Source organism: Pseudomonas sp. NBRC 111127 (genome assembly GCF_001320345.1).
Classification (GTDB): Bacteria; Pseudomonadota; Gammaproteobacteria; order Pseudomonadales; family Pseudomonadaceae; genus Aquipseudomonas; species Aquipseudomonas juntendi.
The window spans coordinates 1-11,351 of the sequence record NZ_BCBD01000176.1 but is presented as its reverse complement, the minus strand read 5'-3'; the positions used below and the strand labels follow the sequence as shown (position 1 = coordinate 11,351).

Sequence of the window (11,351 nt, the reverse complement as noted above, 5' to 3'; positions counted from 1 at the left end):
GAAGACGTACAGTTCAAAGGCGGGGTCGATTCGTGAAAACCTTGCCTCGGGTGAAATCGATATGTCGATGTTCTGGGGGGGCTCATCCATGCGTGCGCGGGAGATGAAGCCGACGCTGAAGTATCTCTACCCGAAAGAAGGCGTACTGGCATGGGTCGACAATATGGTCATCCCCGCCGGTGCCAAGCACCCGGAGAATGCCAAGGCATTCATCGCCTTCCTCAGCCAGCCGGAAAACTCGGCGATGACGCAGCGTTTCCTCAAGCACCAAAGCCCGATCAAAGGCGTTGAACCGTTTCTCGATGCGTCGCTTAAGGAAGCACCGGAAATGCACATTCCCGAGGGCACCCACGTGGTGTTCAGCAAGACCTGTGGCGAGGGCGCGATCCGTCTGGCCGATCGTCTCTGGACCAGCCTGATGCGTTGATCACTGCCGCCCCGGCACGAGGCCGGGGTGTTTCTCCAGCCGTCTGAAAGGCGCCGTAGTCATGAATTCCAATCACATCAGCGAACTGGTCCTGCTGCAGGCCCATGAGCTCGCCGAACGTATTCGCCTGCGCCAGGTGTCTTGCCGAGAAGTCATGCAGACTTACCTCGCCCATATCGAACGTTTCAACCCACTGGTGAATGCGCTGATCAGCCTGCAATCACCTGAAAGCCTGTTGGCTCAAGCCGATGCGCGCGACGCCGAACTGGCCCGTGGTGCATACCGCGGCTGGATGCATGGCCTGCCTCATGCGATCAAGGACTTGTCACTGACGCAAGGGATACGTACCACCTTCGGTTCACCGTTGTTCAAGGATTACCTGCCCGAGCGCGACGGCATCATGGTCGAGCGGATCAAGGCTGCTGGCGCGATCATAATTGGCAAAACCAACACCCCGGAGTTCGGGCTTGGTTCGCAAAGCTATAACCCGTTGTTCGGCCCTACCGCTTGCGCGTATGACCTGAGCAAAACGGCGGGAGGCAGCAGCGGCGGCGCGGCGGCAGCACTGGCGATGCATCTGGTACCCGTGGCCGATGGCAGCGATATGATGGGTTCGCTGCGTAACCCGGCGGCGTTCAATAACATCTTCGGGTTCAGACCTTCCCAGGGGCGTGTGCCGTTCGATGACAGTGCGGATCTGTTTTTCGACCAGCTTGGTTACGAAGGCCCGATGGCGCGCAGTGTGAAGGATGCGGCGTTGCTGCTATCGGTGCAGGCCGGTGGGGATGCGCGAGCACCGTTGTCGATCGGCGAATCCGGTACAGCCTTTGCCATGCCTCTAGAGCGCGAATTCAAAGGTACACGCATTGGCTGGCTTGGCGACTTCAACGGTTACCTGCCGATGGAACGGGGCATTCTTGAGCTGTGCGAGAAAACCTTTGCTGACTTTGAAGGTTTAGGCTGCCATATCGAAGCCGTACAACCAGACTTCGCCCCCCAGAAGCTTTGGGGCAGTTGGCGCACGTTGCGCCACTGGATGGTGGCCGGCTCGTTGGGCGCGGCCTATGCCGACCCGCAAAAGCGCGCTCAGCTCAAGCCGGAAGCCTGCTGGGAGGTAGAAAATGGCCTGAAACTGTCAGCCAGTGAAGTGTTCGCCGCATCGGTAGCGCGCAGCGACTGGTATCGGTCCATCTCGCGGCTTTTCGAGCAGTACGACTACTTGCTATTACCCAGTGCCCAGGTTTTCCCGTTTGACAAAACGCTGCCATGGCCGGCGGCTATCAACGACATCACCATGGACACCTATCATCGCTGGATGGAGGTCGTCATCCCTGGCACATTGTCTGGCTGCCCGGTAGCAAATGTACAAGCAGGTTTCAGTGAAAGCGGGCTTCCAATGGGCCTGCAAATCATCGGCCGGTATCAGGCCGACCTTTCGGTCCTGCAACTCGCACACGCTTATGAGCGGGCTAGCGATTGGTACAAGCGTCATCCTTCTCCATTGCTTCAGGATGTTCAGCGTTGATCCAGAGCCATCGCCCTTGATGCTGGTGTTCGGAAGGTGAGTTCGCCGGACGCTGACTGAGAGCTGCCATGCTCTTGCCCCAAGCAGTCATCCTGTGGCTTCGATACCGCGCTTGATGGTCCAGAATGCAGCTGCAGGATCGCCATTTACGCCGATCTCGGTGAGGCTTTGTGGAGAGGGGTAGAGGGCTTGGCTGAGTTCTGTTTTCTGCACCCCAGGAGCGAGGTGGCATCCGATACACATGGCGTTGTTATTGCCTGCCCCTGCTTGGATATGAGTAGGGCCTTCAAGATCTGGGACGTCTATGTCGCGTGCACGGACTTCAATTGAGCGATCACGCGCCATGGCCAAAAACGCTTGTACAGCGGGGGAAGTGCGCGACATCCGCACCAACGTTCACGAGACCGAAGCAAGCAGCGCCGGGCATTGCAGCGCTACCAACAGCACCCGCCGTCACCCGTGTTGTAATTGTCCTTTTCATAGTGAGTTCTCAAAACCACATCCGAATACCGGCAACAAAGCGAGCTTCGTCCACTTTCCCACCTTCATCCCGGATGAAGTCGGCGGTTTTGCCGTAGGAACGGCTCCAGGTGACGCCTATGTACGGTGCGAACTGGCGGACAATTTCGTACCGCAACCGTAGCCCAACTTCCGTATTTGCCAGGCCAGAGCCGAAGCCGCGTTCCGGATCGTTCTTGCCATAGAAATTGGCCTCAGCGGTTGGCTGAAGGATCAAACGATTAGTCAGCAGGATGTCGTACTCACCTTCCAGGCGGGCAGCGGTTTGACCGTTCTCACCGATAAACGCCGTGACTTGCGCTTCGAAGTCATACAGCGCCATACCCTGAATACCGAACGCGGCCCAGGTCTGGGGATCTTCCGGTTTGAAGTCCTGTCGGACGCCGGTGACAACATCCCACCAAGGGCTTATGGAGCGGCCATACAGGAGCTGTAGCTCGGCATCTTCAGTAACCCCATTGGTACGCTCGCCCTCCGAGCGAATCCAGAGCCTGTTGATGTCACCGCCCACCCAACCGGATGCGTCCCAGGCAAGCGTGCTACCGGCGTCAGCATCCTGGTATTCCAGCTGGTCAACCAAGAAAAAGCTGTTGGTACCGCTGTCATCCATTTTGTGCCCCTCAAGCGGGGGGAAGGCAGCCTGGCGGTCGGCATCAGTGAGTACCGGGATTGGCGTACGGCTGGTTGTGCTCGGTGAATCAACCTCGCCGTGTCCCATCTTGGAATGATCCATCGCGCCATGATCCATGCCTTTCATGGACCCGTGGTCCATGCCCTTCATGCTTCCATGGTCCATGTTGCCGTGAATCATCGAGGCCGCATTCGTTTTGGGCTGCGCATGGCCCATTTTGCTGTGATCAACGGAGGCGGGCTGCGTAGGTTGCTTGCTCGCGCCCATCTGGCTGTGGTCCATGCCTGGCAGCGCATTCTGTGATGAGACGTCGTCCATCTGCATCGCACCGTGCTCCATTGCCGAGTGATCTATCCCGGAATGATCCATTTCAGCGGCGAAGCTGGGCAAAACGCCCAGCACGCCTAGCGAAGCGGCCAATACCAGCAGCGATGGTCGTGGAACGCTATTGGCCATTTTTTCCTGCCTCAGCTTTTTCGCTGCCATGCGATTCCATCATTTTGCCGTGATCCATGCCTTCCATGGAATCATGGTCCATGCCCTCCATAGAGCCGTTATCCATCCCTTCATGGTTCATGCCCTGGGCTTGCTTGCTCTTCGAACCGTGCGATTGTGTTGCGTCGGACGACTTTTGAGAGTGCTGGTCATGGTTTTCATTGGCCCAGGAAGCCGGGGCGTAGGCTGCCAGCAGGCCAACCATCGCAGTAGACAGGAAAAAGGCGCTTCGTTTCATTGGTTTGCTCATCTCGTATCTCCAGTTCATTCGTCCACGCGGACTTCTCGGAACATGCCCATCTCCATGTGGTACATGAGGTGGCAGTGATAGGCCCAGCGCCCGAGCGCATCTGCAGTAACGCGATAGCTTCGTTTCGAGCCAGGCGGCATATCGATCGTATGCTTTCGGACCATGAAGTTGCCTTCTTCATCCTCCAAGTCACTCCACATTCCGTGCAGGTGGATGGGGTGAGTCATCATGGTGTCATTCACCAAGGTAATTCGCAGACGCTCCCCATACTTGAGCCGCAGCGGTTCTGCGTCAGAGAACTTGATGCCATCGAAAGACCAAGCGAACTTCTCCATATGGCCGGTAAGGTGCAGCTCGATGGTCCGGCCCGGTTCACGGCCGTCAGGATCAATGAAGGTGCTACGCAAATCCAAATACGTGAGAACCCGACGCCCGTTATTGCGAAGCCCGATTCCCGGATCGTTCAGCTTCGGCGTTGGCGTCATGGTCTGCATATCGACCAGGGGGTTGTTTGATTCGGAGGCGGGATGGCTTTGCATGGCACCGCTAGCGGCCATATTGGCGTGGTCCATACCAGCCATCTTGCCATGGTCCATTCCGGCCATGCTGCCGTGGTCCATGCCGCCCATGCTGCCATGATCCATCCCCATGTCTCCCATGGAGATCAGGGGACGTGGTTCTACCGTCGGTACCGGGGCCTGCAGGCCCTCACGGACAGCCAAAGTGCCCCTTGAATAGCCGGTGCGATCCATGGACTGAGCAAAGATGGTGTAAGCCTGCTCGTTTTCAGGCTCGACAATGACATCGTAGGTTTCAGCAACGGCAATCCGGAATTCATCGATCGACACAGGCTGTACGTATTGTCCGTCCGCTGCGACAACGGTCATCTTCAAACCGGGAATTCGCACATCGAAATACGTCATCGCCGAGCCGTTGATAAAGCGAAGCCGGATTTTCTCGCCTGGTTTAAAGAGGCCCGTCCAGTTTCCGTCTGGCGCTTGGCCATTCATGAGATAGGTGTAGGTGTACCCGCTCACATCAGCGAGGTCGGTTGGGCTCATCTTCATCTCAGCCCATATCTTTCGATCGGCTAAGGTGGCAGACCAACCTTTTTCGCTCACGTCGTCGACGAAGTCGCCAACGGTACGCTTGTGAAAGTTGTAGTAATCCGACTGCTTTTTTAGCTTGGACATAACCCGTGCCGGGTCTTCGTCAGTCCAGTCACTCAGCATGACGACATAGTCACGGTCGTAGGTGAAAGGCTCGGGATCCATCGCATCGATTATGAGGGCACCGTAAACACCAACCTGCTCTTGGAAGCCCGAATGGCTGTGGTACCAGTAGGTGCCGTTCTGATGGACCTTGAACTTGTACTCGTACATGCCGTCCGGTGCGATGCCATGGAAGCTCAAGCCCGGCACGCCGTCCATGTTTGCCGGCAGAATGATGCCGTGCCAGTGGATAGACGTATCTTGCTTCAAGCGATTACGCACCCGCAGCGTGACTGTGTCGCCTTCTCGCCAACGGAGTACCGGTCCGGGTAGCGACCCGTTGATAGCCATCGCCGTTCGAGCTGCACCGGTAATGTTCACCGGGAGTTCCCCGATGTAGAGATCGAAGTCGGTGCCGGTCAGTATGTTAGGCTGGCCAGGGCTCGTTACGGCCCAGACCGGCGCGCGCCACATACCTAGCCCACCCAGTAGTCCGGTAGCAGCCAGGCCTTTGACGAATGAACGTCGAGTGGTTTTGCTTTGCATGCCGTTGCGTTCCAGTCAGGTAGATCGCTGATATCCAAGCTGCGAGATCCGCAACCATCTGATGAATTGAGCTCTCCCAAACTTCGCAGCTTTCGACAAAGCACCAGAATTGAGGGAGGACATACCCGCAAGCTGCCACAGTTCAGATTCCGGGGTGAGTACATTTCTGTAAGCTCAGCTCAGCAGCTCTCATGGCCGGGGTGCTTTGCGCTTTAGGCGGCAACCGGCCTTTCACAGTGCTAAAGCTAGCCACCCGGCACTGTCAGCAAGCTGAGCCCGAGATTACTTTCCCGTCAGCTTCGAGTTGGGTGCCGCTTTTGCTGTAGACGAAGGGCATCCGAGGGGGGGCAACCGATGAAGTTACTCGTAGCCGAAGATAGGCCAAAAAACGGGGCATACCTGCAGCAAGGGCTGACAGAGGCAGGCTTTACAGTCCATCGTGTGGTCACTGGGAGCGATGCCTTGCAGCACGCGCTGAGCGAGGCATATGACCTGATGATCACCGCGTCCCGAACCATAGCTAACAGGAGCCTTGATTTTAGTAGTCAAGGAGTTCCACGAAGCGCGCGGCAATTTTTGCCGGTTGTTTGTGTGGACATTAGACAGATGGGAGGGGCAGGTGAGATGGCGGCGAAGATCAATCCTTACCACCAGAGGTATCACGAGCGATGCCTTAAAGGTGTAGACAGCTCATCTAAAAGGAATTTTTACGCTTCTAACTAGGACTGAAAATGATTGGAGTTGGCCAGCTGGGACGAGGCCATCTATCTGGCCATCGTCCCGATAATGCCAGTCAATTATTTTCAGCGATCTGCATAATGGGAAATGGTAAGCGCGGTAGCCAACACGATGTGGATGACTAACAGACTCACCAGCAATCGTCTCATCCTCGGCGGAAAGCGTTTGACTTCATTGAAGTCGATTAAGCCTCTGCGCAAAAAGATTGTCGGTATTGCAAGTACCATAGAGATCAACCCCGTACGCATGACTTTACCAAGCAAGCCTGCATGTTCGAATGTTTTTTTATTGCCAGTCACGAACGTACAGTTCGTAAGAAATGACTCAAAGTGTTCAGTGTATCTATGCGCAATATAGCACTGCACGATCATCGCCAGAATCATGGGCGCAAGGATAAATAACGCAATTAATCCAGGGTCAACTTGATTCACTCCGATACCTCACGATATAAAAAATCACCCACTTTCTCGCCTCTCTCGCTCCCGAAGTCGCCAAGGAACTTACCGCCTACTGCACCGCCGACCACACCACAAGCCAGCGCTCCTGGGCCACCAGTACTAATCCCCAGAACGAATGCGCAAATACCAGTTCCTGCCATACCCCCTAGGAACCCCCCTACGCTGCCGCCCCCCAGGCTCCCCATCAAAGCCGTGCCTTCAACGTATTTTGCGCGGCGGCACTGGTCCTCTCGACCCATTGTGCAGGCTTTATGAATCGACAAGCCTGTGGCGGCCACATCCAGCGCAGTGCCGATGTACGTGCCTTTCTTAACTAGGTTGGAGGCTCTGGCAACGCCAGATACCTTATCGGCATAGCCGGCAATCTCACCTGTGTGGAGATAGCTGCGGGTCGAGATATTCAATGCTTGTTTGATCTTTCCCTGATTACGTAACCCTGAACCGTACGCGGCCAGGCTCCCCAAATGCTTTTCGAGCTTCATGAACAAAGCGGTGCGCTTGGCATAAAACGCGTCGCGGGCACTCAAGGTGCCAGAGCCGAGGTAATCGCGATGGAGTTTTTCGATCTCCTCAAGTGTGTCCTTGATATTTTGCAGATGCCGGCTCCAGCCGTCACCGACTGCACCAACTCCCATTGAAGAGCTGGCAAGCACACTTTGCAGTAAGTCGAAGTGTTCCAGGAAGAAATCATCCGCATCCACCCCACTGGTAATTAGTCCAGCGTGGATCTGAGCAGCCTGGGCCATCAGGGACGCTTCGTGGCTGGTACATGAGGGTGTGTTGGAATCGCCCACGATCACCAGCTCACCGCCCAGGACAACGCTGTTGACAATGTGCGCATTCAGGATATCGAATTTGCCTCGGGCGTGCCCAGATAGCGGAGTGCTGGCTTTCAAAGACTGGTAGGACTGGGTTCTGGGATTAACGAAGCTTATTGCCTCACTCATCGGATTGCCTCACGCATACTTCTTATTGTTGATCCGGTCCCAACCTCCCGTCACATTTCCTCCAGCGCTGCCGTCAGTTCGTTTCTGTCGAGTATAGGTAGTTTTGATGCGTCCGTAGTTCAACTGAACGACCTCAATAGGAACGCCTGAACTGGCATTCTGCGAGTAGTCGGCAATGATCACTTCTTCCAGGACAATTTCGTAGTACTTGAGCTTGTCTGTGCCTGCCCGGCAAAGCGCGAGCTTCACTTCTTTGAGATGTTCACCCGCGCAGCTTGCCTCCAATAGCTTGCAGCTGGCGGAGTCAAGAAACTTGGTAAAGGTGAAATTAGACAGGGTCGTACGCCCTGAAGTCGCACCACCAGCTGAGCTAGCGGTGGCAGATGTGCTTTGGTTGACAGCGAAGTTGTAGCTGTTGATCTCAATCCAGTTGGTGTACTGCTCATCCAGCGCTTCGCCGGCAATACCCTCGATTTGAATGTAGGCGTCGAAAGCCATGCTTACCTCTCCTTGGTAATGGTTGGGTGAATCCTGATGGGAGAATACGACACCTGCAGCAACGAAATGTTCCCAGGCACGTATAAATGAAGCCACACCAGTAGCTTCGAGCATGTCGTCCTGATGGATATCCCAGGTAAGCGTTGCTCATGGGGCGTTTAGACGAGGCGGAATGAGGTGGCGAAGATCAGTTCTTGCAACCAAAAACTTCACGAGCGGCGCATGCAAAATTGCCTGCTATGCTGCGGCCAGTTAGGTCTCACGGAAAGCGCCTCAGCTAAATGCGGCCTGAAGAAGGTCCACGCGGGTATGCTCGGCTTCGAGGGGCAGCAGGTCCCGTTTCTTGTCCAAACCGCCGCTGTAGCCGCTTAGCTTTCCGTTGGCGGCGATCACGCGGTGGCAGGGCACGATGATCGAAATCGGGTTGACCGATGGCTCTGGCAGCGTCAGTTTGCCCATGCTCTTGGCCAGTTGACCGTAGCTGGTGACGGTGCCGTAGGGAACCATGGCGAGCATTGCCCATGCCTGCTCGAGAAAGTGGCTGCCACGAGGTGCCAGGTTTAGCGAGAAATCACGACGGGCCCCGCCGAGGTACTCAAGCAACTTTTGCATGATAGCACCGAGGCCAACTTTCCAGCGTTCACGCTCGTTCGGCAGTTGATAGGTGGTCCTTCACCACGAGAGCTATTGACCAATAGCTGTCGATCGGTAGCTGCATAATCGCCCCCCTGTCTGGATCAAACCGCCGAGAAACCATTAGTCGAGCGCCACAGAGGCGCGCTCCCGAGCCACCGATTCCCAGCAGAGCCGATTGCCCTTGGATTTGCGGGCGTCAATACTGGATTGAAACCGATAGCGCGGGATCAGCACGAAGTGCGCGAGCGTCAAACGTTGTACTTGAACCCCGTCATGATATTTCTTGGAGCGCTGTACATACCGTGGTCGCCGGCATAGCTCAGGTATTCACGGTCTAACACGTTGTTTAGATTGACTGACGCACTCAGATGCTGGTTGAAGTCGTAGCGAGCCAGGAGGTTGGTGACGGCATAGCTACTTTGGGTGAAGATGTGCAGGTCGGCACCGGTTTTGCTCTGCCAGTTCACACCGCCGCCAACGGTGAGCTTGTCCAGAATCCCCGGCAGGCGATAGCTGGTGAAGGTCTTGAGACTGTGGCGAGGCAGGTTGGTAACGATACGCTGGTTGTCAGCATCGGTGCTGACCGCATAGGCATAACCGGCAGATGCCTGCCAGCCTTCTGCCAGCTCTCCGTCCAGGGTGAACTCAGCGCCTTTGGTAGTGGTTCCCTGTTCCGACCTATACGTGTTAACGCCTGGAGTATCGATCCAGATCGCCAAGTTGTCCTGCTCGATCTTGAACAGCGCGATGCTGGAGTTCAACTTCCCGTCGAAGTGGCTTCCCTTGACGCCGACTTCACACCCGGTACCCTCCATTGGATCCAGTGGTTTGTTGTCAATGTCGCGAACCCAGGACGACTGTGGGTTAAATATTTTCGTATAACTGGCATACAGCGACCACGTCTCGTTGACGTCATACACCACGCCAGCATACGGGATGTAGACGCCGGTTTCCGACTCTTTGGTCTTGGTTTGCTCAGCATTGTAGGGCTTATCCTCGATGTCACGATGCCAATCGATCACGCGGCTACCCAGCAAGAGACTGAGGTCGTCGGTGGCGTGCAGGCGCGTGGCGAGATAAGCGGCATATTGAGTTTCGTCGGTAGTGGATTTGCCAGCCGATGCCCATCCAGGGGTACGAGGGCTTCTGTCGCGTGCGGGCGCAATTCAATGCACCGTCCCACCTGGCCATCCTGAATACGCAAGCGCTCATGGAACTGCTCGCACAGGCCAATGAACTGGCATTGAAAGCAGCGGAAAATCAGTGCCGGGCCATGCTGGATCGCTATCGGCCCGGGCGGGTTGGGCGGCCAAGGTCAGAGAGCTTCTGATCAAGCAACCGGGAATCATGCCGGATATGAATACCGTGGCGGGCCCCCTGTGTATGACGCCAAGAACTTTGCGGCGAAGGTTGATCGACGAGGACACCACCTTCCTGAAATTGTGCGATGAGGTGCGATATGCGCTGGCCAGGGAGTTCTTGCGCGAATATGTGCTATCGGTGGAACAGATTTCTGCCCGCCTTGGGTACATTGATCCGACCAGTTTCATCAAAGCCTTCAAGCGATGGACGGGTGAGACGCCGTTGTCGTATCGAAAGCGGCCTCGCGTGAATCGTAAGTTCGGGCACAGCATTTGGCCCGGGAAGCGTTGACCACTATAAGGATAGAAACAATGATCACTCGGTTGAGCTGGGTCCTGCGTCAAGTGACAAAACGCCTGTGGTTTCGGACAACGCTGTTTTCGCTTGCTGGCGTTGTCACGGCCTTGCTCGCCATCGCCTTGCGCGACTTCGTACCGCCATCGCTGCCTGCGAAGATCGGTGCAGACTCGGTCGACAAGATACTCGGCATCATCGCCTCCAGCATGCTGGCGGTGACCACGTTTTCCTTGAGTATCATCGTTTCTGCCTACGGTGCTGCCAGTAATGGCGTGACACCCAGGGCGACCACCTTGGTGATGGAAGATTCGACAACGCAGAATGCACTGGCCACGTTCATTGGCTCGTTTCTGTTCAGCCTGGTCGGCATCATCGCGCTGAGTACCGGTGCTTATGGGGCTCAGGGGCGGGTGGTGCTTTTTGCAGTGACCCTGTTGATGATCGTCCTGATCGTGTACACGCTGTTACGCTGGATCGGTCACCTATCCACGCTTGGAAGAGTCGGCGAGACAATTGATCGGGTCGAGGCCGCGACACTGGCTGCCCTGGAGCATCGCGCCCGCTGGCCCTATCTGGGTGGTGCCCCTTACCCCGAATCCTGCGTGCTGCCCTCTAGCGCGCTCACGATTGCCAGTCCCGACACCGGCTACGTGCAGCACATCGATATCAGCGGCCTGGCGGCAGTGGCCGAGAAGCACCAGCTGAAGATCTACCTGGAAGTACTGCCAGGCACCTTTGTTCACATTGGCGCGCCCATAGCGCGGCTGCTACCCACAGCTTCGCCCCCTCCACAGGGCTCGGCGCTGGCGGC

At 56.2% G+C, this 11,351-nt stretch carries 11 protein-coding genes and 3 pseudogenes; 5 read left to right on the top strand and 9 right to left on the bottom strand.

The window, feature by feature from the left end:
• On the top strand, positions 1-427 hold a 427-nt coding region (locus APH30_RS23415; RefSeq protein WP_156326634.1), incomplete at its 5' end, for an extracellular solute-binding protein.
• 61 nt (positions 428-488) lie between these two features.
• Positions 489-1,952: an amidase gene (locus APH30_RS23410; RefSeq protein WP_054913903.1), complete on the top strand. Its 1,464-nt coding sequence runs from the start codon at positions 489-491 to the stop codon at positions 1,950-1,952.
• A gap of 22 nt (positions 1,953-1,974) precedes the next feature.
• Here APH30_RS23410 and APH30_RS28370 read toward each other — a convergent pair.
• The 4 genes and pseudogenes from APH30_RS28370 to APH30_RS23395 all read right to left on the bottom strand — a co-directional run.
• A pseudogene (locus APH30_RS28370) lies at positions 1,975-2,433 on the bottom strand (cytochrome c); the annotation flags it as partial.
• Between the two features lie 9 nt (positions 2,434-2,442).
• Positions 2,443-3,558 carry a copper resistance protein B gene (locus tag APH30_RS23405; protein ID WP_054913902.1) on the bottom strand — a complete coding sequence of 372 codons (1,116 nt, stop codon included), beginning with the start codon at positions 3,556-3,558 and terminating at the stop codon, positions 2,443-2,445.
• Positions 3,548-3,847, bottom strand: a complete 300-nt coding sequence (locus APH30_RS23400; RefSeq protein ID WP_177333780.1) for a hypothetical protein — start codon at positions 3,845-3,847, stop codon at positions 3,548-3,550. Before APH30_RS23400 ends, APH30_RS23405 begins: the two co-directional genes overlap by 11 nt.
• Positions 3,848-3,861: 14 nt before the next feature.
• Positions 3,862-5,604 carry a copper resistance system multicopper oxidase gene (locus tag APH30_RS23395; protein WP_054913900.1) on the bottom strand — a complete coding sequence of 581 codons (1,743 nt, stop codon included), beginning with the start codon at positions 5,602-5,604 and terminating at the stop codon, positions 3,862-3,864.
• Between the two features lie 354 nt (positions 5,605-5,958).
• On the opposite strand from APH30_RS23395, the pseudogene APH30_RS28365 reads away from it, so the two are divergent.
• Positions 5,959-6,105, top strand: a pseudogene (locus APH30_RS28365) (DNA-binding response regulator); the annotation flags it as partial.
• A gap of 302 nt (positions 6,106-6,407) precedes the next feature.
• On the opposite strand, the gene APH30_RS23390 reads toward APH30_RS28365, so the two are convergent.
• The 5 genes and pseudogenes from APH30_RS23390 to APH30_RS23370 all read right to left on the bottom strand — a co-directional run.
• Positions 6,408-6,773: a hypothetical protein gene (locus tag APH30_RS23390; RefSeq protein WP_054913899.1), complete on the bottom strand. Its 366-nt coding sequence runs from the start codon at positions 6,771-6,773 to the stop codon at positions 6,408-6,410.
• The gene (locus tag APH30_RS23385) at positions 6,770-7,747 is read right to left on the bottom strand and encodes a hypothetical protein (protein WP_054913898.1); all 978 of its coding nucleotides are present in this window, start codon (positions 7,745-7,747) and stop codon (positions 6,770-6,772) included. The genes APH30_RS23390 and APH30_RS23385 overlap by 4 nt, the downstream gene beginning before the upstream one ends.
• A gap of 9 nt (positions 7,748-7,756) precedes the next feature.
• The gene (locus tag APH30_RS23380; protein ID WP_054913897.1) at positions 7,757-8,245 is read right to left on the bottom strand and encodes a type VI secretion system tube protein Hcp; all 489 of its coding nucleotides are present in this window, start codon (positions 8,243-8,245) and stop codon (positions 7,757-7,759) included.
• Between the two features lie 273 nt (positions 8,246-8,518).
• On the bottom strand, positions 8,519-8,857 hold the full coding sequence (locus APH30_RS23375; protein ID WP_256222121.1) for a methylated-DNA--[protein]-cysteine S-methyltransferase: 339 nt from the start codon (positions 8,855-8,857) through the stop codon (positions 8,519-8,521).
• Positions 8,858-9,129: 272 nt separating this feature from the next.
• Positions 9,130-9,999: pseudogene (locus tag APH30_RS23370) on the bottom strand (TonB-dependent siderophore receptor); the annotation flags it as partial.
• A gap of 229 nt (positions 10,000-10,228) precedes the next feature.
• Here APH30_RS23370 and APH30_RS30040 point away from each other — a divergent pair.
• Positions 10,229-10,534, top strand: a complete 306-nt coding sequence (locus tag APH30_RS30040; protein ID WP_156326632.1) for an AraC family transcriptional regulator — start codon at positions 10,229-10,231, stop codon at positions 10,532-10,534.
• 20 nt (positions 10,535-10,554) lie between these two features.
• Positions 10,555-11,351 (top strand): DUF2254 domain-containing protein (locus APH30_RS23360; RefSeq protein WP_156326630.1); only part of this gene is annotated, 797 nt, incomplete at its 3' end.